Annotated in this window: 18 protein-coding genes and 1 pseudogene; 9 read left to right on the forward strand and 10 right to left on the reverse strand. The window is 66.9% G+C overall.

Annotated elements, in window-relative coordinates; all coding sequences use genetic code 11:
* Nucleotides 1-126 precede the first annotated feature (126 nt).
* From CVA01_RS07580 to rimP, 3 genes are all read right to left on the reverse strand, one after another.
* Entirely contained in the window at nucleotides 127-444 is a 318-nt protein-coding gene (locus CVA01_RS07580; RefSeq protein ID WP_014010162.1) for a YlxR family protein, read from the reverse strand.
* A 129-nt stretch (nucleotides 445-573) separates the two neighbouring features.
* The gene (gene nusA / locus CVA01_RS07585; RefSeq protein ID WP_141329738.1) at nucleotides 574-1608 is read right to left on the reverse strand and encodes a transcription termination factor NusA; all 1035 of its coding nucleotides are present in this window, start codon (nucleotides 1606-1608) and stop codon (nucleotides 574-576) included.
* Nucleotides 1605-2165 (reverse strand): ribosome maturation factor RimP, encoded by a 561-nt coding sequence (gene rimP, locus CVA01_RS07590; protein WP_141329740.1) that lies wholly within the window; start codon nucleotides 2163-2165, stop codon nucleotides 1605-1607. The genes nusA and rimP overlap by 4 nt, the downstream gene beginning before the upstream one ends.
* Nucleotides 2166-2207: 42 nt before the next feature.
* Between rimP and CVA01_RS07595 the strand changes: the two genes are divergently transcribed.
* Complete coding sequence (locus tag CVA01_RS07595) at nucleotides 2208-3092, forward strand: hypothetical protein (RefSeq protein ID WP_141329742.1); 885 nt, start codon at nucleotides 2208-2210, stop codon at nucleotides 3090-3092.
* 35 nt (nucleotides 3093-3127) lie between these two features.
* On the opposite strand, the pseudogene CVA01_RS15580 reads toward CVA01_RS07595, so the two are convergent.
* Nucleotides 3128-3223 (reverse strand): annotated as a pseudogene (locus tag CVA01_RS15580) (PTS nitrogen regulatory IIA subunit); the annotation flags it as partial.
* A gap of 135 nt (nucleotides 3224-3358) precedes the next feature.
* Nucleotides 3359-5116, reverse strand: coding sequence for a proline--tRNA ligase (locus tag CVA01_RS07600; RefSeq protein WP_141329745.1), 1758 nt, complete (start codon nucleotides 5114-5116; stop codon nucleotides 3359-3361).
* A 50-nt stretch (nucleotides 5117-5166) separates the two neighbouring features.
* On the opposite strand from CVA01_RS07600, the gene yaaA reads away from it, so the two are divergent.
* Nucleotides 5167-5982 (forward strand): peroxide stress protein YaaA, encoded by an 816-nt coding sequence (gene yaaA / locus CVA01_RS07605; protein WP_141329747.1) that lies wholly within the window; start codon nucleotides 5167-5169, stop codon nucleotides 5980-5982.
* Nucleotides 5983-6122: 140 nt separating this feature from the next.
* The gene (locus CVA01_RS07610) at nucleotides 6123-7253 is read left to right on the forward strand and encodes an ATP-binding protein (protein ID WP_141329749.1); all 1131 of its coding nucleotides are present in this window, start codon (nucleotides 6123-6125) and stop codon (nucleotides 7251-7253) included.
* Nucleotides 7254-7270: 17 nt separating this feature from the next.
* Here the strand turns inward: CVA01_RS07610 and cobA are convergent, their stop codons facing one another.
* Together cobA and mqo are read right to left on the reverse strand one after the other, a co-directional pair.
* On the reverse strand, nucleotides 7271-8278 hold the full coding sequence (cobA, locus tag CVA01_RS07615) for a uroporphyrinogen-III C-methyltransferase (protein WP_170209723.1): 1008 nt from the start codon (nucleotides 8276-8278) through the stop codon (nucleotides 7271-7273).
* A 98-nt stretch (nucleotides 8279-8376) separates the two neighbouring features.
* Entirely contained in the window at nucleotides 8377-9876 is a 1500-nt protein-coding gene (gene mqo, locus CVA01_RS07620; RefSeq protein WP_174775617.1) for a malate dehydrogenase (quinone), read from the reverse strand.
* A gap of 188 nt (nucleotides 9877-10064) precedes the next feature.
* Here mqo and CVA01_RS07625 point away from each other — a divergent pair, with 188 nt between their 5' ends.
* A complete protein-coding gene (locus CVA01_RS07625; RefSeq protein WP_141329755.1) occupies nucleotides 10065-11126 on the forward strand; it encodes an alpha/beta hydrolase in 1062 nt (353 codons plus the stop codon).
* A gap of 105 nt (nucleotides 11127-11231) precedes the next feature.
* Here the strand turns inward: CVA01_RS07625 and CVA01_RS07630 are convergent, their stop codons facing one another.
* Nucleotides 11232-12239, reverse strand: coding sequence for a putative endonuclease domain-containing protein (locus tag CVA01_RS07630; protein WP_244938196.1), 1008 nt, complete (start codon nucleotides 12237-12239; stop codon nucleotides 11232-11234).
* 344 nt (nucleotides 12240-12583) lie between these two features.
* On the opposite strand from CVA01_RS07630, the gene mtr reads away from it, so the two are divergent.
* A complete protein-coding gene (mtr, locus tag CVA01_RS07635) occupies nucleotides 12584-14077 on the forward strand; it encodes a mycothione reductase (RefSeq protein ID WP_174775619.1) in 1494 nt (497 codons plus the stop codon).
* A 7-nt stretch (nucleotides 14078-14084) separates the two neighbouring features.
* Nucleotides 14085-15005 carry an SDR family oxidoreductase gene (locus tag CVA01_RS07640; protein ID WP_141329759.1) on the forward strand — a complete coding sequence of 307 codons (921 nt, stop codon included), beginning with the start codon at nucleotides 14085-14087 and terminating at the stop codon, nucleotides 15003-15005.
* 117 nt (nucleotides 15006-15122) lie between these two features.
* Here CVA01_RS07640 and CVA01_RS07645 read toward each other — a convergent pair whose 3' ends face one another.
* Nucleotides 15123-15479, reverse strand: a complete 357-nt coding sequence (locus tag CVA01_RS07645) for a hypothetical protein (protein ID WP_170209724.1) — start codon at nucleotides 15477-15479, stop codon at nucleotides 15123-15125.
* Between the two features lie 360 nt (nucleotides 15480-15839).
* Between CVA01_RS07645 and CVA01_RS07650 the strand changes: the two genes are divergently transcribed.
* Together CVA01_RS07650 and CVA01_RS07655 are read left to right on the forward strand one after the other, a co-directional pair.
* Nucleotides 15840-16628: a YoaK family protein gene (locus tag CVA01_RS07650; protein WP_141329763.1), complete on the forward strand. Its 789-nt coding sequence runs from the start codon at nucleotides 15840-15842 to the stop codon at nucleotides 16626-16628.
* A gap of 401 nt (nucleotides 16629-17029) precedes the next feature.
* Entirely contained in the window at nucleotides 17030-18532 is a 1503-nt protein-coding gene (locus CVA01_RS07655; protein ID WP_141329765.1) for an MFS transporter, read from the forward strand.
* 51 nt (nucleotides 18533-18583) lie between these two features.
* On the opposite strand, the gene CVA01_RS07660 is transcribed toward CVA01_RS07655, so the two are convergent.
* Nucleotides 18584-19657 carry a hypothetical protein gene (locus CVA01_RS07660; RefSeq protein ID WP_041630050.1) on the reverse strand — a complete coding sequence of 358 codons (1074 nt, stop codon included), beginning with the start codon at nucleotides 19655-19657 and terminating at the stop codon, nucleotides 18584-18586.
* Nucleotides 19658-19759: 102 nt separating this feature from the next.
* Here CVA01_RS07660 and CVA01_RS07665 point away from each other — a divergent pair, with 102 nt between their 5' ends.
* Complete coding sequence (locus tag CVA01_RS07665) at nucleotides 19760-21166, forward strand: lipase family protein (RefSeq protein ID WP_141329767.1); 1407 nt, start codon at nucleotides 19760-19762, stop codon at nucleotides 21164-21166.
* The last annotated feature ends 92 nt before the right edge of the window (nucleotides 21167-21258 follow it).

Consider the following 21258-nt stretch of genomic DNA (forward strand, 5'->3'; position numbering starts at 1 on the left):
TGCTCTCCTTCATGATGGTCGGAGTCGCAGGCCCTGGCACACCGGGAACACTCCCTGCGTGCCTGACTACGTACGACTCCTGGTCGTGTGGACACTCATCGCTGATGCTGCTTCATCGTGCGCTCATCAGTAATCGGTTTCCTTTTCGTTCGCGGCCACGATGTATTCGCGGACCGGCTGTGTATCCGCCTCAGCGGGCACGTTCAACGCACGGGCGAATGCCCTACGCTGTACCGCGGTCTCGTACGCCTCCACGGTCGCGGTGATCCATGCACCACGGCCGGGACGCCGACGGCCCGGATCAGGCAGGACGCTCACGGCGCCCGCACTGTCCCAGACCGCGACACACCGCAGCAGCCGGTCAGCCGACTGCGTACGGCGGGAGGCGATGCAGGTCCGCTGGGGACCTGCCACCGGGGTGGAGGTACGCCTGTCATCGGACACTGCCGTACCTCCTCTTGTCTCCCGGTTCTCAGACCGTTGACCAGTGTAACGCCTGAGAGGCCTTCACAGCCAACCGGCACACCCGGGGTGGGAGGAGTTCCCGCGCCCGGTCCCGGATCCGGTGCCCGGTCAGTCCTCGCGGGTGTCGCGGTACTCCCCCGCCTCGCCGGTCTCAGCGGGGTCGGACTCCGGTCGGATATCGATCTTCCAGCCGGTGAGGCGGGCCGCCAGGCGGGCGTTCTGGCCCTCGCGGCCGATCGCCAGCGACAGCTGGTGGTCCGGGACAACCGCCCGGGCGACCTGCATGTCGTGGTCGGTGACGTCGACGCGGACGACCTTGGCCGGAGCCAGGGCATTGCCGACGTAGACCGCCGGGTCCTCGGAGTAGTCGACGATGTCGATCTTCTCACCGCCGAGAGCGTCCATGATCGAGGTGACGCGCTGGCCACGCGGGCCGATGCACGCACCCTTGGCGTTCAGTCCGTTGACCGTCGACCGCACGGCGACCTTGGAGCGGTGGCCGGCCTCGCGGGCGATACCGGCGATCTCCACGGCCTCGTCGGCGACCTCGGGGACCTCGAGGGCGAAGAGTCCACGGACGAGCTCGGGGTGGGTGCGCGACAGCAGGATCTGGATGCCGCGCTGACCACGGTGGACGGCGGTGACGTAGCACTTCACGCGGTCGCCGTGCTCGAGCTTCTCACCGGGAATGTGCTCGGCGGTGAGGATCATGCCGTCATGTCCGTCGGCCTCGGTGCCGAGGTGGACGACGGTGAGGCCACGCTCGTTGGCGCGGGCGTCCCGGCTGACGACGCCGGAGACGACGGTACCCTCCAGGGCGGAGTACTTGCCGTAGCTCGTCTCGGCCCGGGCGGCGTTGACCTGGCCACGGATGGCGTCGCGCACCGCGCGGGCGGCGTCGCGTCCAAAGTCGGTGGGGGTGTCGTCGAACTCACCGGTGACATTGCCGTCGTCGTCGATCTCGGAGCGCAGGACGCGCACCGTGCCGTCGACCCGGTCGATCTCCACCCGGGCGCGGTCCTCCACCTTGGTCAAATCCCGGTAGGAATCGAGCAGGGCGAAGGAAATGGCCCTGATCAGGGACTCCTCCTGGACATGTTCCATGTCCTCCAGGGCTTTCAGGGCACTCAGGTCAATTTTCACTTGTCGTCCTCCTGCGCGGTCAGCGCACGGTACTTCTCGGGGTCCAGACCCACCAGCGCGGATTCGGCGGCGGGAGCATCGGAAAACTCTACTTCTACCAGGGCACCGGCCGCTTCCGCCAACTCCGTGGCCAGGACGGTCGGGGCGTCCTTCTTCTTCGCGGCCGGGCGGATCAGCCAGACGGTACCGTCGCCGTCCTCGTCGACACCGGCGATGCGCAGCTTCTTACCGCGCAGCAGGACGAGGCGTCCGACATTGCGGCGGAAGTGGCGCCCGGCGGTGAGCGGAGTGTCCAGACCGGGGGTGGTCAGCTCCAGGGTGTAGCCGGGGCCGAAGTTCAGGGTGCCGGCGGTCTCGCGGGCGTCGAACTCGGCGGAGACGGCCTGGCTGAGCTCCTCCAGCTGGTCCAGGTCCGGGCGGGTGTCGCCGTCCACGGCGAGACGGACCGCGGACTTCGCCCCGGCCCGCGTGATGTTCACCGCCTCGACATCGAATCCGAGGGACGCCGCCAACGGCTCCGCGATCTCGCGGAGTTCCTGTTCAGAGGGAAAAGCCATGCCCAGAAGAGTAGCACCGGCCCAGGATGGCACACTGGGAGAGTGCACGAGACTCCCCTGCCCCGACTGTCACGTCGTCGATTCCTCACCCGGACCCTGTTGGTCGGACTGGGTGTGACCGCACTCCCCGCCGCCGGAGCGCTCACCGCCTGCTCCCCTGACCAGCCGGAACCCGATGAGCGGATGCTGGAGATCCTCGGGGCACTGCGGGCCCTGGACGGGTCACCGGCGGCCCCGGGATCCTTCTTCAGTACCCAGGCAGACCGGGTCTCCGCGGAAGTGGTCCGGCAGTGCGGCACCGACCCCTCCGATTCCTGTACCGCGTCCGTCGGGAACGTCCCCACGCCCGCCGAGAAGCCCTCGGTGGCGTCTGTGCGGGGCATGATGACCGCGCTGCTGCCTGAGGCCGCCGACAAGGATCAGGCGGCCCTCCTCGCCGGTCTCTTCGCCGCACAGGCCACCGTCGCCGACAAGGATGCCGGGGCCCCCGCGGTCGACTGGGCCGTGGTGGACGGGCCGCTGTCCGGTTCGACGCCGACCGAACTGGAGGACGCCACCTCCCGGATCCACGAGGCGATCTGGTTGACCGGGCGCATCCTGCCGACCGCCGGCTCCTCGACATCGGCGGTCGCCACGGTCGGGACGCGACTGCGCCGGGTCCGCGATGCGCTCGTCACCGCCACCGGGATCCCGGCCTCCGCCGGCTACACCTTCCCCTCCGGTGCACCGTCCGGTGCCGACGCCGTATCTGTGCTGCATGATGCGGTGCACGGGGTGACCGTGGACCTGCGGCGTTCGGTGCGGACCGTGTCCTCCGAGGATCGGGTCACCGTGGCCATGTGGTGTGCGGTCTCTGCGCGGTGCGAGGTCGCACTGGAGGACGCCCTGGGCGAGGATCCCTTCGCCGTCGCCGTGCGTGGTGAGTAAGTTCCCCGGATACCCCGAAGGGCCTGCCGGGAGTTCCGGCAGGCCCTTCGGTCGTTCTGCTTCTTCTTGTCGGGGACGGTGCGTGCCCGGGACTTCAGCAGCAGGTGCTGCTGCAACTGTTCCGGGCTCATCTTCCACGTCCCGGGCCGGGTTGCCCCGGCCGTCGACTGAGTCCGCTTCTTCGGCGCCAAGTGATCAGCTCCTACGATCGTGTGGTCCCGCATCAGCACGGGACGACCGCAGGACAGCCTAGCGCAGGAGCCGGACTACTTCCCGGCGAGCTCGCGGATCGTGGCGACGGCGTCCCCGTAGGCGATGTTCGTGGTCTCGCCGGTGAGACGGTTGCGCAGCTCCACGGTGCCCTCGGCGAAGCCGCGGCCGACGATGACGACCAGCGGCATACCGAGCAGTTCGGCGTCCTTGAACTTCACACCGGGGCCCACCTTGGGGCGCTCGTCGAAGATGACCTCGAGGCCCGCGGCGTCCAGTTCGCCGGCCAGGGACTCGGCCGCCTCGCCGGCGGCGGCGTCCTTGTTCGCGATGACGACGTGGACGTCGAAGGGCGCGACGGTGGTCGGCCAGCGCAGACCCTTGTCGTCGTGCATCTGCTCGGCGAGCACCGCAATGAGGCGGGAGACGCCGAGGCCGTAGGAGCCCATGGTCGGCACGGAGCGCTTGCCGTTCTCGTCGAGGATCTTCACGTCGAAGGCTTCGGTGTACTTCCGGCCGAGCTGGAAGATGTGGCCGATCTCGATGCCGCGCTCCAGAGTCAGCGTGCCCATGCTCTCCGGCGCCGCGTCGCCCTCACGGATCTCGGCGGCCTCGATGAAGCCGTCGACGGTGAAATCGCGGCCGGCGACCATGTTGGCGACGTGGCGGTTCTTCGCGTCCGCACCGGTGATCCAGGCGGTGCCGTTGACCACTCGCGGGTCGGCGAGGACCTTGACGTCGTTGTCCGCCAGACCCTTCGGTCCGACATAGCCCTTGACGAGGAAGGGGTTCTTCGCGAAGTCCTCGTCGGAGGCGAGCTCGACCACGGCGGGCTCCAGCGACGCCTCGAGGCGCTTCATGTCGGCCTCACGGTCACCCGGCAGCAGGATGCCGGTGAGCTCCGGCTCTCCGCCGGGCTCGGTGATCTTCACGACGAGGCACTTGAGCGTGTCGGTGAGCTCGGCGGGACGTCCGTCGATCTCCAGCCCCTCGGACCGTGCCCAGTCCAGGAGGGTGTCCATGGTGGTGGCGTCCGGGGTGTCGTAGACCTTCGCCTCGGGCTGACCGTCGATGGGGCGCTCGGCCGGGGCCGGGGTGATGACGGCCTCGACATTGGCGGCGTAGTCACCGTCGGTGGCGCGCACGAAGGTGTCCTCACCGGACGCGGAAACCGCGAGGAACTCCTCGGAAGCCGAGCCGCCCATCGCACCGGAGGTGGCGGCACAGATGGCGTACTCGACACCGAGGGAGTCGAAGATGCGCTGGTAGGCGACACGGTGCGCCTTGTAGGCCTCGTCGAGTCCGGCGTCATCCATGGTGAAGGAGTACGAGTCCTTCATGATGAACTCGCGGCCACGCAGGATGCCGGCGCGCGGACGCTCCTCATCGCGGTACTTCGTCTGGATCTGGTACAGGGTGACCGGGAAGTCCTTGTAGGACGAGTACTCACCCTTGACCAGGTCGGTGAACATCTCCTCGTGGGTCGGGCCCAGGAGGTAGTCGGCACCCTTGCGGTCCTTGAGGCGCAGCAGGGAGTCGCCGTACTCGGTCCACCGGTTGGAGCGCTCGTAGGGCTCACGCGGCAGCAGGGCGGGCAGCCGGATCTCCTGGGCCCCGATGGCGTTCATCTCGCGGCGGACGATCGCCTCGATATTGTGCAGGACACGCAGACCCAGCGGCAGCCAGGAATACACACCGGGTGCGACACGCCGGATGTAGCCGGCACGGACGAGAAGCTTGTGGCTGGGGACTTCCGCATCAGCGGGATCTTCGCGCAGGGTGCGCAGGAAGAAAGAGGACATCCGGGTGATCATGACCGGTACTCTAGTTCATCGCTTCCACGCGTATCGATAGGGTGTCCCTCATGCTGATTCTCCTTCCCCCGTCCGAGTCCAAGGCCGACGGGGGCACCGGGGCCGCACTGGACCTCGACACTCTGTCCTTCCCCACTCTCACCCCGGTCCGCTCGGAGATCCTCGACGATCTCTCATCCCTCGATGAGGACGCCGCGTTGCAGGTCCTGGGCATTTCTGAGGCGCTGCGTGGGGAGGCTGTGGCCAACCGTGAACTGCGCACCGCCGCGACGATGCCGGCGCTGGAGCGCTACACCGGGGTCCTCTACGACGCCCTGGACGCGGCGTCCCTCACGGACAAGGACGCGGACGCCAGGTCCCGGCTGGCCGTCGGATCTGCCCTGTTCGGGGTGGTCCGCGCCGACGACCTCATCCCCCACTACCGGTTGTCCTCGGGCACGAAGCTGCCGGTACAGGACGCCGGGCGGGGCACAGGGTCCGCGGTGCTCACCGCGGTACCGACGCTGAAGAAGCGGTGGGGACGCCTGATCACCGAGGCCCTGCAGTGTACCCCGGACGGCTCCGGGGACGGTGTGATCGTCGATCTGCGCTCCGGCGGCTACCAGGGACTCGGCAAGGTGCCGGCGGCGGTGACGGTGCGGGTCGAATCGGTGCGCCCGGACGGCAGCCGCAAAGTCGTCAGCCACTTCAACAAGCACTACAAAGGCGTCCTGGCCCGGGTGCTGTCCACCGCCGGTGCAGATGCCGATGCCGCCCGCACAGCCGCTGACGTCGCCGCGATCGCCGAGTCTGCGGGGATGACCGTCGAGATCAACGAGGCGGTCGGCGGCAAAGCCCCCAAGGACACCCTGACGCTGGTGGTGTGATGCCGAGGCGGCCGAAGGTCACCGAATCTCGGACTATCGGAGTCTCTGACTGCGTCGACCACACCCGTTCTATCGTTTTATCGGATTCTCGGAACTCACGAAGACTATCGGTTTATCGTTTTATCTGGCAGTCTGACAGTGTGAGCGCATCAGTCCCCAATCCCTTCAGTCCGACTTTCGGAGCGTCGCCCCGCCACTGGGCCGGACGACGCATCATCCTCGATGACTTCACCCGGGCATTGGAGAGCGGCCCGGGTTCCCCCACCCGCAGCATGGTCATCAGTGGTGCCCGAGGGATCGGAAAGACCGCCCTCCTCACAGAACTCGAGGACATCGCCGCCACCCGCGGGTGGATAGTGCTGCGAGCCTCCGGCAGAGACAACCCGGTCGCCGACCTCACGGACACCGTGATCCCCGGCAAGATCCTGGAGCTCGATCCGCCGTCACGCCGTAAGGTCTCCGGCGTGAGCATTGCCGGACTGGGATCGGTGAGCACATCGACATCCGACCCCCTCCAGCCGGTTCCGACCATCAACACACGGCTACGCGAGCTTCTCGCACTACTGGAGGGCACAGGCGTCCTCATCACGGTGGACGAGATCCAGGACGCTGATGCGGAGGACATCACCCGGCTGGCCGTCGCCTACCAGGATCTCGTCCGTGACCGCATGGAGGTCTCCCTGGTCGTCGCCGGACTGCCGTTCGGCACCGACCGACTCCTCAATCTGCCCGGGACGACGTTCCTCCGTCGGGCCGAACGGTATGACCTGGGGCCACTGACCGATGAGGACGCAGGAGACGTCATCCGGCACACCACAGACGGGTCCGGTATCGAGTTCACTCCCGAGGCGGTCGAGACAGCCGTCGACATCGCCGAGGGTTATCCGTACCTCGTCCAGCTCATCGGTTACCTCTGCTGGGAAACCGCACAGCGGAAGGAGCGGACTGTCATCGAAGCCGCGGACGTTGACAGGGAGCGGAGCGAAGCCGTCCAGTCCATGGGTGCCCAGGTCCACTTCATCTCCCTCAAGGAGGTTCCGGCGGGCCAACGCCGCTATCTCTCGGCGATGGCAGAACTCGGCGACGGGCCACAGTCCACCGCAGATGTCGCCGAAGCGCTCGGGAAAACCACGGGTTCCACCTCGGACGTCCGCGCCCGGCTCATCGAACGCGACCTCATCCAGCCCGCAGGGCGCGGCAAGGTCGAATTCACGCTCCCCCACCTCGGTGAATGGCTCCGCGGACCGGGTACTGTCCGCCGGGTGCAGTAGATCCCCGCTGCGGTGACCTACCCCAGCTCGGCGATGTGCCCCGCGGCGTCCCCGATGACGATGACAGCGGGATGACCGAGACCCTCCCGCTCAATGGTCTCGCCGAGGGTCGCCAGCGTCGCGGCGGTGACCCGCTGGCCGGGCATGGAGGCGTTCTCCACGACGACCGCCGGGGTGGCGGCGTCCCGCCCCTGGGCGATGAGCTCCGCGGCGATCGCGCCGGCGTTCTTCACCGCCATGATGAGCACGAGGGTGCCGGTCATACCGGCCAGTGCGGTCCAGTCCACCAGCGACTTCGACGAGTCCGGCGGCACATGTCCGGAGACCAGCGTCAGGTCATGGTTGAGCCCGCGGTGGGTCAGCGAGATCCCCGCCACCGCAGGTCCTGCGGTCATCGAGGTCACCCCGGGAATCACCTGGACCGGAATGCCGGCAGCCGTGCAGGCCTCGATCTCCTCGTAACCGCGGCCGAAGATGAACGGATCACCACCCTTGAGCCGCACGACCTTCTTCCCCTCGCTCGCCCGCTCGACCATGAGTTCATTGATCCGCTCCTGGGCGACCTGGCGGGAGTACGGGATCTTCGCGACGTCGATGAGTTCGGCACCGCGGGCTGCGGCGTCCTCGGCGAGATCCACCGGGCCGAGATGGTCGGTGAGGATGACGTCAGCCTCGGCCAGTGCCTTCGCCCCGGCCACCGTGATCAGCTCCGGATCGCCCGGTCCACCACCGACGAGGACGACCTCGCCGACAGTGGATGATGAAGTGGCGTCGGGGGTGGCGTCCTTCCTCTCCTCCCGGGGGCGCCGGTCGTCGACGGGGATACCGTTGCGGTGCGCCCACGCCAGCGCCTCGTCGGCAGCCGTGGTCTCCGTACCCGCGGGAATGCGGACCAGGCCGATCCGCGTGGCGACATCCCCCCACCCCACAGGCACGGCCCCCTGCTCGCACAGCAGCTCGGCGGCGACATCCGCCTCCGGCCCGTCGACCACCAGCACCGGTACCCCGGTCAGTACAAGACTCATAGCCACCGAGTCTAGTGCCCGCACATGAACGACCCGGCAGGGTGGTCTGAGAATTCAGGACCACCCTGCCGGGTCGTTGTCAGTGCACGGCCGGACGCCTAGGCCAGCTTCAGGGCCTTCTGGCTACGCTCCCACTGCTCGTTGTACAGAGCGTTGTCGTCGGAGAGCTTGCTGCCGTAGGACGGGACCATGTCCTTGAGCTTCGGGGTCCACTCGTCCATCTTGTCGGAGAAGCAGGCCTGCAGGACCTCGAACATCGCCGACGGGGCGATGGAGGCTCCCGGGGACGCGCCCATCAGGCCGGCGATGGAACCGTCGGCGGAGTTGATCAGCGCGGTACCGAACTCGAGGGAACCGAACTTCGGGGCCTTGGCCGGCTTGATGACCTGGACGCGCTGACCGGCGGTCACGAGCTCCCAGTCCTCGTCGCGGGCCTCGGGCATGTACTCACGCAGCGATTCGACACGGGCAGCCTGGTTCTTGAGCACCTCGGTGACGAGGTACTTGGTCAGACCGAACTCCTGGGCGGCGACACCCAGGTAGGACGGGATGTTGCCCGGGCGCAGGGACTTGAACAGGTCCAGGTAGGAACCCTGCTTGAGGAACTTCGGGGTCCAGCCGGCGTACGGGCCGAACAGCAGGCCCTTCTTGCCGTCGATGACGCGGGTGTCCAGGTGCGGGACGGACATCGGCGGGGCGCCGACGGCGGCCTTGCCGTAGACCTTCGCGGCGTGCTGGTCGACGAGCTCCTGGTTGGTGCAGCGCAGCCACTGGCCGGAGACCGGGAAGCCGGCGTAGCCCTTGATCTCGGAGATGCCGGACTTCTGCAGCAGCGGCAGGGCCATTCCGCCGGCACCGACGAAGACGAACTTCGCGTGCACGGTGGTGGTGTCGCCGTTGTGCAGGTTCTTGACGGTCAGCTTCCAGCCGTTGCCCTCGCGGGTGATGTCGGTGGTCTGCGAGCCGTAGCGGACCTCGACACCCTGGGCGGTGACCGCGTCCAGGTACTGGCGGGTCAGGGCACCGTAGTTGATGTCGGTACCGGCGTCGATCCAGGACAGGCCGACACCCTCGGAGTAGTCGCGACCCTTGTCCATCAGCGGGACCTTGGAGGCGAAGACCTCAGGATCGTCGGTGTAGTGCATGTCCGGGAAGAGCGGGTTGTCCTTCAGGGCCTCGTAGCGGGCCTTGATGTACGCGACATCCTTGGCACCGTGACCGAAGGACATGTGCGGGGTGGGGTTGATCCACTCGCTCGGGTCACCCAGGGTGCCGTTCTCGACGAGGTAGGACCAGAACTGGCGGGAGACCTGGAACTTCTCGTTGATGTTGACGGCCTTGGTGATGTCCACCTTGCCGTTGACCTCGGGGGTGTAGTTCAGCTCGCACAGCGCGGAGTGGCCCGTACCGGCGTTGTTCCACGGGTCCGAGGACTCGGAGGCCGGGATGTCCTGGCGCTCGATGATGAGCTGGCTCCAGTCGGGCTGGAGCTCACGGAGCATCACGGAGAGAGTCGTCGAGATGACGCCGGCGCCGACAAGGGCGACGTCGACGCGGTCATTCTGGGAGGGTGACACGTTTAGCACAATCCTTTTCATCGCTGCTGTTCCGCCGTCGCGACCGGCCGGGCGGCACCGTTGTACGGTGTGCGACCGGAGAGGCCGGGGCGTCCACAATCAGGTAATGGTACGCGGTGACGTGCCATGTTCACCATCGGGGCCCGTTCTGCCGGGTAGCATGGCCGCCTGTGACTGATCTCAATCTTGCCTCCGTACTGTCCCAACCAATGGGAACAAGTATCCATGACCTGGGCTTTGTGCCCGACCTTCTGGGTGAGGGATACGAGCAGACGACCGTCGAACTCGGCGACGACCCGGACGGCGAGGCACCGGGTACACCCGTGGTGACCACGCTGGTGCGCTACCGGCCTTCCGGGGAGGACGCCGGGTCAGACGCCGCCTATGCTGGGCGCCCCGCCATGCTCCTCGTCCACGGCATGACCGACTTCTTCTTCCATACCCACGTCGCCGAGCACTTCGACGCCCTGGGGTACGCCGTCTACGGCATCGACCTCCGCAAGTGCGGACGCTCCCACCGCCCCGGCCAGACCTGGCACCATGTCACCTCGCAGGCGATCTACGACGAGGACCTCTCCGTCGCCCTGTCCCTGCTCGGTGCGGGACACCCCTCGGTCGTCCCGGTAGGCCACTCCACCGGCGGTCTGGACGTCACCATGTTCGTCGCCCGCCTCCACGCCGCCGCCCGGCGCGGTGATGCGGCCCGCGGCGTCCTCCACGGTGTGATTGACGCGGTCGTGCTGAACAGTCCGTGGCTGGACCTCCAGTTCGACGGGTTCACCAACTTCGTCATCCGGCAGGTGTTCCCGAAGGTCGCGAAGGTGGCGCCGGCATGGCACGTGCCCGGGGGCATCAACCCGACCTACGGGCGGACGCTGCACGTCGAGGAGTTCGGCGAGTGGGACTACGACCGCGAGTACAAGCCGCTGCTCCCCCGCCCGAAACAGGTCAGTTGGCTGGTGGGTGTATCCCGTGAGATCGCCAAACTGCACACCGGCCGGTTCTCCACCGGTGTTCCGACTCTTCTGCTGTGCTCGGACACCGACAGCCCGGGCCGCAGCACCAAGGCCACCGACGGGGTGGAGGTTCCGGAGGAGATCGCCTTCCTCACCGACACGATCCTCAAGCCCTCACAGATGCGGGACGCCGCCCACCTGGTCGACCCGGACTGTGTGGTCGTCACGGTGCCCGGCGCGATGCACGATGTCTTCCTCTCCCGACCGGAGGTCCGCGAGACCGCCTTCCAGGCAGTGGACGCCTTCCTGGGCTGAGGTTTTTACCTGGTGTCAGCATCTTGGGACCGCAGGATGGTTTTCCGCCGGATTTCCATCCTGGGATCCCAAGATGCCGACGCGGTGGGTCCGGCGAGCTCCTGACTACTCAGCCGCACTCCTTGCGATCACTGCCGAGGCAATGGCCAGGGCAATCTGACGCAGCATCTTCCGTGGGTTCGCCATGAGCTTCCGGTTGATCCGCACGACGATCCACTGACCATCGCGCAGATCCTGGAGCTGCTCGAAGTCTTTCTCGGTCTGGTCAGCATCCTCGTGGTGTTTTCCGTCATAGTAGAGACCGATCCGCAGACTCCGGCAGGCGAGGTCGAAGAACGTCGCACGGGTTCGCGTCGCTCCCCAGGAGGTCTCCTCCCGGTACTGCACCCCGACCTGCGTCTCCCACACGTGACTGTCTGGCAGCATCTCGCGGACGAACAGCCGCAGCTCCGTCTCCCGGGGTGATTCCGCTCCCGGCATACTCAGTGCCAGCAGCCGCGTGAGTTGTCGACTGCCGACGATCCCGCGGCAGGCCTCCCGTATCTGCGTATGCGTGATCGTCGTGCACTGGGTGAAGGCGTCGAGCAGTTGGACCGCGCAGATGTCGGTGTGACTGAGCCCGGCGATCTCCACGGTCCGCCAGTCGTGCTTCCCCGACAGCACCGACCGCAGACACTGTGCCAGAGCAATCGGCGCACTGACCACGCGGAGTGTCGGGAAGGCGGGGTCGGGCGTGACAGTGTCCCGCTCCAGATCGAAGCCCGGTGGCAGGGCCCTCACCGCGGCACGCAAGGGGTGCTCTGCAGCATCCGCTGTCACATCACTGCCCCTGGGTGGAACGGTATCGCTGAGCAGGAGGATCGGCGCGGCATCCGCCCAGTACTTCAGCCCGTGGTAGCCGGCCGCTCCCCACCCACCGAGCACGCACTCCGGGTGCAGCAGCAGCTGTGCCCGCGCGCGCATGATGACGCAGTGCCGGTACGCCCCACAGTCCTCGTCGGTGCGCTCCGTGTCCGTCGCCAGCAGGACGCCATGGGCGACCGCATCGTAGCGGGTGTCCACACGCCAACGGCTCACCCCGGAGTCGAGCAACTGCTGTCTGATCAGCGGCACATTGTCCGGCAGGATACGACTGCAGTACCAGGGGCCGTTCCCTGGCCGGTACCTCCCCTCACGCATTGCCTCGGCCACATGTCCAGGCAACCGGTACGCCGGATTCGTCAATCCCATCTGTGTCTCCCCTTGTGTCCCCTGAATTCCCCAGAATTCCCCTGTGTCCCCGCCGGTCCCCGTCGTCCCCGTTGTCCGGCTGAGCCCATGAGACCATGCCGCGGCGTCCTCCCACCACCCCTGTCAGCATCTTGGGTCCGCAGGATGGTTTCCGCGCGATTTTCCATCCTCCGGTCCCAAGATGCCGGCACACCCAGCGACGCGCGAAGATCACTACAATCGTGCCCATGGCAGATATCGCGGCAGACAGCGCAGAGCACGCAGAGCACGCAGAACACGCAGAACACGCAGAACACTACGACCTGATCATCGTCGGCACCGGCTCGGGCAATTCCATCCCCGAGGAACTCAACGACCGGAAGATCGCTATCGTCGAGAAGGGCATCTTCGGCGGCACCTGCATCAACGTCGGGTGTATCCCGACGAAGATGTACGTCTACACCGCCGATGTCGCCCGGGAGCTCACGGAGGCCTCCCGCTACGGGCTGTCCCCGGTCAACCCCGGCACCGGTGAGCCGGTCGACCAGCCGCAGTGGCGTATCGACTGGGACGGTCTCAAGGAGCGCGTCTTCGGCCGGCGCATCGACCCGATCTCCCGCGGCGGTGAGGAGTACCGGCGGGGCGACGAGACCCCGAACATCACCCTCTACTCCGACGTCGCCCGCTTCACCGGCGACCGCACGATGCAGATCGGCACCGGGGAGAACGGGAACGCCACCACCATCACCGCCGACCAGGTCATCCTCGCCACCGGCACACGTACCTGGGTGCCGGACGTCATCGCGGAGTCCGGCGTGCGCTACCGCACCAATGTGGACGTCATGCGGATGGAGCAGCTGCCGCGCACCATGGTCATCCTCGGCGGCAGCATCATCGCCACCGAGTTCGCCCACGTCTTCTCCTCCCTGGGCGTGGAGGTCTTCGTCATCAACCGCTCGGACATCCTGCTGCGGAAGTTCGATGAGACGGTGAGCAGCCGCTTCACCGAGGTCTCGGGCACCCAGTGGACGAACCTGCTGGGTCGCACGGTCACCGGTGCCCGCGAGCACGGCGGCCTGGTCACCGTCACCCTCGACGACGGCCGCGAGATCGACTGTGACGAACTGCTGCTGGCCCAGGGTCGCGTCCCGAACTCCGATCTGCTGGACTGCGCGGCCGGCGGGGTGGAGCTCGACGACGACGGCAAGATCATCGTCGACGACTTCGGCCGCACCTCCGCCGACGGTGTCTGGGCGCTGGGCGACGCCATCGCCGGCCCGGAGCTCAAGCATGTGGCGAACCAGGAGGCGCGGGCGGTCTTCCACAATGTCGCCACCTCCGACGAGTTCGATCTCGAGCCGCTCAAGCACGACAACGTCCCCGGCGGCATCTTCAGCCACCCGCAGATCGGCTACGTCGGCATGACCGAGGCGGAGGCCCGCACGTGGGCCGAGAAGAACGACCGCACCCTCACCGTGAAGGTGCAGGAGTACTCCGATGTGGCCTACGGCTGGGCGATGGAGGACACCACCGGGTTCTGCAAGCTCATCGCGGACGCCGGGTCTCGTCGTCTGCTCGGCGCGCACATCATGGGCCCGCAGGCGGCGACGCTGATCCAGCTGCTCGTCACCGCGATCGAGTTCGACCTGGATCTGGTCGACTTCGCCACGAAGCAGTACTGGCCGCACCCGTCCCTGTCCGAGCTGGTGGAAAACGCCCTGCTCGGCCTCGAGTTCGAGTAGGTGGACCATGGACCTCGACTACAGCGTGGTGACGGGGGCGGCGTCCGGCATCGGCCGGGAGGTCGCCCGCACCCTGGCCCGTGAGGGACGCCGACTCGCGCTCACCGACCGGGACGAAGAGGGGTTGGCCTCGCTCCGCACAGAACTGGAGGACGCCGCCCCCGGGTCCGTCGTGGACGTGACCTCCCTGGATGTCGCCGACCATGAGGCCGTGTCGTCCTGGGGTACTGCGCTGGTCGACGGCCACGGCGCACCCGAGGAGGTCTTCCACGTCGCCGGCATCGCCATCTGGGGTGACCCGACCACATTGCCGCACGAGAAGTGGGCGAAGGTCATCGACGTCAACCTCATGGGCACGGTGAACGTGGTCGAGGCACTGGTGCCTGCCATGGCGTCCGCGCCGGGGCTGAAAGGTCGGGAAGGACGCCGCGTCTTCGGGCTACTGCCCGGGAGGAAGCGCTCCCGGCACCTGTGCTGTGTGTCTTCGGCGGCCGGGTTCCTGGGTCTGCCGTGGCACGGGGCGTATGCGGCGTCGAAGGGTGGCGTGCTGGGACTGTGTGAGGTGCTGCGCTTCGACCTGGCGTCCTCCGGGATCGCCGTGCACTGTGCCGTGCCGGGTGCGGTGGACACTCCCCTGGTCCGCACCATCGACATCGACGGTGTCGACCAGTCGAAGCCCCGGGTCGCGAAGGCGAAAGGCCTGTTCCAGGGCATCGCGGTGACGCCTGAGGAGGCGGCGTCCTCGATCGTCGGTGGTGTGCGCAAAGGCCGCTACCTGCTGTACACCAGCCCGGACATCCGGGTGGGACGCTGGGCACAGGTGAACATGCCGTGGGCGTACCGCGGGGTCATGCGGCTGTTGAACCGCGGGCTGCGGTGGGCGGCGAAGGACACACCGGGGACCGGGGCGCCCGGTAGTCCCGGTTGAGAGGAGCTGTGTTGACCACCTGGTTGGCCGGGATGAGCGACACGGGCGGACACAGTTGCGGGGTGCCGTCTGCTGGCTTGTCCCTGTCCTCGGCCCCATCCTGTGGTGGACGTCGGGTCAGCGCCGGAGATTTTCGAGGACCTGGTCTGAGTGGGAATTCGTCCTGCCGTCCGGCGCCCCCATGTACTGCTGGAGGGACAGTCGCTCAACTGCGCCGACGTCACCCGTCACCATGGTGTCGACCGCCTGCTCCGCCCTTTCGTCTGACATCCCGCTGCTCTCCGGGAACTTCGGAAGTCCTTTCATCTCCATTCCCGGGGCCAGCGAACCCGGCGGCAGGATGCTGATCGTCGGAACCCCTGCTGGTCCGTCGGCTGTGTTCCCCCTCCATGGTGCTTTCCCCGACTCCGACTCTCCTCCGGAGCACCCGGTGAGTATCAGGACCGCGAAGGTGGCGACCACCAGTGTGGTCATTGCGCGTGTATGCGTGAACCCCATGTCCCCGCCCTCAACTTTCATGTCGGCTTTCGTCTCGACGTATGCGACGGCCCCTCGCCGGCATCCCCGGAACCCGGTGAGTTCTCTTCCTGAAAACAGTAGCAGCATTCGCGCGAGCCAGGCGGGGAAACCATGAGCGCACTGTGCCCTGCATCTCCACACTGGTCGGACGTGTCCGGAATCATGAGGTGAAGAGCGTACACCCCACATAGACTGGCCGACCCCGGGACACACCGCCGACTCTCCTCGCACCGGCGGTGTCGCCCCGGGACCGATCTGGCCGTCCGGCCAGACGGGACAGACCAGACAGACCCTTACCCGGAAAGGCGCCCGATCGTGCCCTCACATCTCACGACCACGCATACCCAGACCACAGCTACCCCGGTCAACCGACCGGACGAGCACAGTCCGCCGAGCACCCCGCACCCCGCCCTCGGCCCCTATCACGACGGTCGTGAAATGGCCCTCGGCATCGTGCTTGCCGGCTTGGCCGGCGCGATGGGCGCAGCTGCCTGGCTGCACACCGACGGCTGGTACGTCACCTTCATGACCGGCAACACCGAGCGGATGATCCTCGAGCATGCCAAGGGGGAGCATGTCCTGGGTATCAGCGCCCTGACCACCGTCCTCGTCTTCGTCCTCGGTGTAATGGTCGCGACCTGGGCCAGGATCCGCTGGTGGCGCAAGTCCCGGCACGGCGCCACGGTCCTCACCACCGGAGCAGCCTATCTCGCCTGGTTCGCGGACGTGGCCACCGAGGGAGCATCGGACCTGTTCGGCGTCATCCCCGTCCTGTGCCTGGCCTTCGGACTCGGCGCACTCAACACGTCCGTCAGCCGCAACAACCAGGTCGCGATGCCGCTGTCCTATGTCACCGGGACGCTGGTGAAGATGGGCCAGGGGTTCGCCCTCCACATGGCCCGCGTGAGCCGCTGGGTGTGGGTCTCCCAGGCCGTGACCTACGCAGGCTTCCTCGGGGGCATCCTCACCGGCGCCGTACTCTTCGTCTCCGCCGGCACCGATGACACACTCGCCGTCCTGGCGATCCTGTCCACCCTGATCACCCTGGCCACCTGGCGCCTGGACCACCCGCTCTACGCGGTGAAGGACGCGGGCAAGGCCTGATCTCTTCTCGCCCGTGCCACTCCCGTCCCTTCAGAGTGGCACGGGCTCTGATGAGTCCGAGGTGAACCACGGACGCCAGGACCGGTCTTACCACTCCCTAATCTTCCCCCGACCTGCGACGATGTAGTTCACCCCAGATTCACGGAGGCTACCTGCGTAAACGCCGGTCACTTCGCCTCTCAGCTTCAGTAGAGAGAGGCGATCAGGTTGCTCATATCGATAAGGCAACTATACAGTAGAACGAGTATTTCATTACCGGACGCCATTCCCCGGCGTCCTCACGGTCCCGTGCACTCCGTGCCACGGGACCCGTCTGTCAAGACCCGACGAAAGGACCGCGGCCCAGGACAACCCCACCCACTGCACACCCCGGAACCCCGGAAGGACGGCTGACCCCAGCCATGTTCGGATCACACCCGAAGACCCCCACCCCCACCAAGGGAAAGAGGTGGAAGGCAGACGACGTGACCGTCACCGAGCCCGCCACCGTCAGAACCGCCATCAACGCCGCCGCCATCGGAAACGTCACCGAATGGTACGACTTCGGCGTCTACGGCTACCTCATGCTGACCATCGAGGGGGTGTTCCTTCCGGAGGACTCCGGCGCAGCAGGCAAGATCATCACCGCCGGCCTCTTCGCGGTCTCCTTCCTCGTCCGCCCGATCGGCGGCCTGATCTTCGGACCGCTCTCCGACCGCATCGGACGTAACCGTGTCCTCGCCATCACGATGATCATGATGGCGACCGCCACCTTCCTCATCGGCATCATCCCCGACTACGCCACCATCGGCATGGCCGCACCGTTCCTGCTGCTGCTCTGCCGCCTCCTGCAGGGCTTCTCGACCGGCGGCGAATACTCCAACGCCATGACCTTCATCGCGGAGTACGCCCCGGACCGTAAACGTGGCTTCTTCGGCAGCCTGCTGGAGGTCGGTACCTTCGGCGGCTACGTGCTCGGCGCTTCTGTCGCGGTGATCCTCGAGTCCGTCCTCGGCGACGACGCCATGCAGTCCTGGGGCTGGCGCCTGCCCTTCTTCGTCGCCCTTCCACTGGGCTTCATCGGCATCTACCTCCGCGCCAAGCTCAGCGACACCCCCGCCTTCGAGGCACAGGAGGCCGCCAAGAGCGCACCGGAGAGCGAGACCCACGCGGCCCGCGACTTCGAGGGCCACGAGTTCAAGAAGATCGCGTCCCTCTGGCCCTCCATCCTGGTCTGCTGTGGCCTGGTGATCGCCTGGAACGTCACGAACTACATGCTGACCTCCTTCATGCCCTCCTACTTCGACGAGGTCGGCAACCGGCAGGACGGCTTCGAGATCACCAGCCTCACGGCCAATATCCTCGAGATCATCGTCATGCTGATCTGCCTGCTGCTGATCCCCGTCTTCGGCAGGCTGTCGGACCGTGTCGGACGCAAGCCGATCGTCCTCGCCGGCTGCGTCTCGCTGATCGTGCTGGCGGTCCCCTCGATCCTCCTGGTCCGGGTCGACAACGTGGTGACGGTCTTCCTGGGAATGCTCATCATGGGACTGTCGCTGATCTGCTTCAGCTCGATCATGCCGTCGACCCTGCCCTCCCTGTTCCCGACGGTGGTGCGCGCCGGTGCCCTGGCGATCGCCTTCAACGTGTCGATCTCCCTGTTCGGCGGCACGACCTCCACGGTCATGGAGGCCCTGATCTCCGCCACGGACAACCTGATGTGGCCCGCCTACTACCTCATGATCGCCGGTGCGATCGGGTTGATCGCCCTGCGCTACCTTCCGGAGACCAACGGCCGACCGATGTGGGGTTCCAATCCCGCAGCCGCATCCCGGGAAGAGGCCGTCGAGCACGCCGCCGAGCTCAACCGAGAGATCGAGGAGCTGGAGCGCGAGGCCAACAGCGTCCGCTCCGCTGCGCGGTAGGGCGCCCCCTGTAGGACTTCTCTCCCTCTGCCCCGCCCTGAAGTGTCTGACTCAGCCTGCGACGGCGTCTGCCTGGTGGTCGGCACCGGTTCTCAGGTCCTTCAGCAGCCCCGGCATGATCTCCTTGTTCCACATGTAGCCGCAGTAGTGCGCCACGCCGAACTCGGGCAGGAACTTCCGGGCGGATGCGGCCCTGCGCTCCATCTCCTCCGCACCATCGTTGACTTCGATGCCGAGATAGATGGTCGCGTCCCCGGTGGTCAGGTCCGCCAGCGGAGCGAAGTATTCGTCGCCGGAATCCTGCATCGCCGGCATATGGAAGTAGTTCACCTTGTTTCCGGACGCAGCCTGGATCGCATTGGCCAGACGAACCGGCAGGTCGATCGTGTCGAGCGGCTGGACCGGGTAGTACGGGGCAGTGCCGCAGCAGATGTGGAATCCGATCCGGACCTCCTCGGGAAGCCCCGCGAGGTGCGGGCCAATGTACTCCAGTGAGGTGTACCGCTCGAACAGCTCCTCGGCGGGCAGGTCAGGCACCCACGGGAGGAGTTTGGCCCATGCCCCACCGATGTGGTCCAGCTCGGTGCAGTAGTCGATCTGGATGCACAGTTCGTCTGCAGGGATAACCTCGAGGATGCGGCGGTATTCGTCCTGCAGCGCCTCCTGCCATGCTGCGATGGCGACGGGCCATTCCTCGTAGTAGGCGAAGCTGATGGAGACCACGTCGTGGGCTCCTGGCACAGAGACCTGGAAGAGGGTGTCAGCAGGGATCTTGCCCTCCTTCTTCATCCGGGTGAAGACCGCGTAAGAGTCGATCGCATCCTGCGCGTACGGAAGACGACCGCGCAGATCCACCGTGGCCCCGGGGCGGATGCGCAGGCGGTGGCGTCCTTCTTCATCATGTACCGCCGGCTTAGGGACGTCCCTGTCGTCCACGATCTCGAAGCACTCGGCCGGCGTCAGGACGCGCTTGTTGACACCTCCGATCCATTTGAGGCGGGCCGGGGTGTTCTCTCCGTCAGGCCAGGAGATCGCCCGGTCACCGACTGCCTCGGCGAGAAGGCTGTAGACCTCTTCGGTGCTGTCGGCGGGGATGCCCCCAGCGAACATGATGTTGCGGCTCATACAGGTCATGACTTTCTCTCGGATGTGCGTGGAACCTTGCCGAATCTACCCGCCTGCGCGAGGGGACTACCTATGTAGTTTTATGACCCGTAACATCCGGGCATGACGTTCACACACCGGCTCTTCACCGCCGGGCTCTCCACGCTTTCCGTCCTCGCGCTCAGCACCGCCTTCGCCACGGCCACGGCGGTAGCCTCCCCGACCACCACAGACACCGCCCCCGGTGTCCCGCCGAGTCTCGCTGCAACAGACCCGACGATCGGAGCCCCGGCGGACGACCCGTTCTACACTCCCCCGGCCTCCATTCCCGCCGCCCCAGGCAGCCTGATCCGCGACCAGTTCGCCCCGCATCTGCTCGCCGGGTTCGATCAGGAGGATGCCCCCGCCCGCGCCGACAGGATCCTCTACACCACCACCGCCCAGGACGGCTCACCCGTGGCCACCAGCGGCTTCGTCATGGAACCCGCCCGCCCCTGGACCGGTGAAGGCCCCACACCCACCATCGTCTTCGCACCTGGCACCCGCGGCGCCGGGGACTACTGCGCCCCCTCACGCGCCGGCAACCTGTTCGCCAGCACCGACATGGCCGCAGGCAGCATTAACGTCAACTACGAGTATCCGTTCTATGCGATGGCCTCGGCCGCCGGATACCGGGTCGTCGTCACCGACTACATCGGCCTCGGCACGCCCGGCCAACACACCTACGTCAACCACACCGAGGAAGCCCACGCTGTGTTGGACGCGGCCCGGGCCGGACTCGCTTTCGCAGGCGCTGTAGCGGACTCCCCCGTCGCCCTCTTCGGCTACTCCCAGGGAGGTGGGGCCACCGCCGGTGCGGCGGAACTCGCGGCGTCCTACGCCCCGGAACTCAACTTCAAGGGAGTCTTCGCCGGAGCTCCGCCGGCGAACCTACAGGACGTCACCGATACCGTGGACGGGTCGATGGGCGGCAACGTCCTCGGCTTCGCGCTCAACGGCGCGATCGCCCGGAATCCGGAGCTCGCCGGGCTGGCCGACATGTACTTCAACGACGAGGGCAAGGCCTTCCTCGCCGAAACGGCCGACCAGTGCACCTTCACCATCGACACCTCCACACCGGATCTCAGCGAGATCGACCCGACCGATCCGATGGCCTCGATGATGTTCGACTCGCGCGAACTGACCACCGACGGCCGCTCGTTCGGTGAGATCATCCGGGAGGACGCCGACCTGCGCGGCGTCCTGATGGGACCGGACTACCGGCTCGGCGACCGGCCGGTGGACGTGCCGATGTTCATCCTCGGCGGCACCAATGACGACACGATCCCCTACGGCCAGACCCGTCAGCTCGCCGCGGACTACTGCGCCTCCGGGGCATCGGTGACGTTCCTCACGGACGGCTCTCCGGCCGTGCTGCCTGGCACCGGACTGGGCCATGCCGTCCCCCAGGCCAACCACACCTTGCAGGCCCTGGACTGGCTCGGCGACCGGTTCACCGGGGTGGAGGCCGCTTCGACCTGTGGCGGGTGATGTCGGGCACGCGTGTTGCAGCGCCGTTGTCAACCACCCTCCCGTTGTTCAGCGTGACGAGAACAGAACCTCTTGTTGAAGTCAGAACCTGT

The sequence above is a fragment of the Corynebacterium variabile genome (genome assembly GCF_006539825.1).
Classification (GTDB): Bacteria; Actinomycetota; Actinomycetes; order Mycobacteriales; family Mycobacteriaceae; genus Corynebacterium; species Corynebacterium variabile.

Bases quoted from the DNA above. Each gene is read 5' to 3' on its own strand.
- CVA01_RS07655 (WP_141329765.1), top strand. From the start codon at position 17,030: ATGTTCGGATCACACCCGAAGACCCCCACCCCCACCAAGGGAAAGAGG.
- CVA01_RS07600 (WP_141329745.1), bottom strand. From the start codon at position 5,116: ATGATCACCCGGATGTCCTCTTTCTTCCTGCGCACCCTGCGCGAAGAT.
- rimP (WP_141329740.1), bottom strand. From the start codon at position 2,165: ATGGCTTTTCCCTCTGAACAGGAACTCCGCGAGATCGCGGAGCCGTTG.
- CVA01_RS07665 (WP_141329767.1), top strand. From the start codon at position 19,760: ATGACGTTCACACACCGGCTCTTCACCGCCGGGCTCTCCACGCTTTCC.
- CVA01_RS07645 (WP_170209724.1), bottom strand. From the start codon at position 15,479: ATGACCACACTGGTGGTCGCCACCTTCGCGGTCCTGATACTCACCGGG.
- CVA01_RS07660 (WP_041630050.1), bottom strand. From the start codon at position 19,657: ATGAGCCGCAACATCATGTTCGCTGGGGGCATCCCCGCCGACAGCACC.
- yaaA (WP_141329747.1), top strand. From the start codon at position 5,167: ATGCTGATTCTCCTTCCCCCGTCCGAGTCCAAGGCCGACGGGGGCACC.
- CVA01_RS07640 (WP_141329759.1), top strand. From the start codon at position 14,085: ATGGACCTCGACTACAGCGTGGTGACGGGGGCGGCGTCCGGCATCGGC.
- CVA01_RS07625 (WP_141329755.1), top strand. From the start codon at position 10,065: ATGGGAACAAGTATCCATGACCTGGGCTTTGTGCCCGACCTTCTGGGT.
- cobA (WP_170209723.1), bottom strand. From the start codon at position 8,278: ATGAGTCTTGTACTGACCGGGGTACCGGTGCTGGTGGTCGACGGGCCG.
- mtr (WP_174775619.1), top strand. From the start codon at position 12,584: ATGGCAGATATCGCGGCAGACAGCGCAGAGCACGCAGAGCACGCAGAA.
- mqo (WP_174775617.1), bottom strand. From the start codon at position 9,876: ATGAAAAGGATTGTGCTAAACGTGTCACCCTCCCAGAATGACCGCGTC.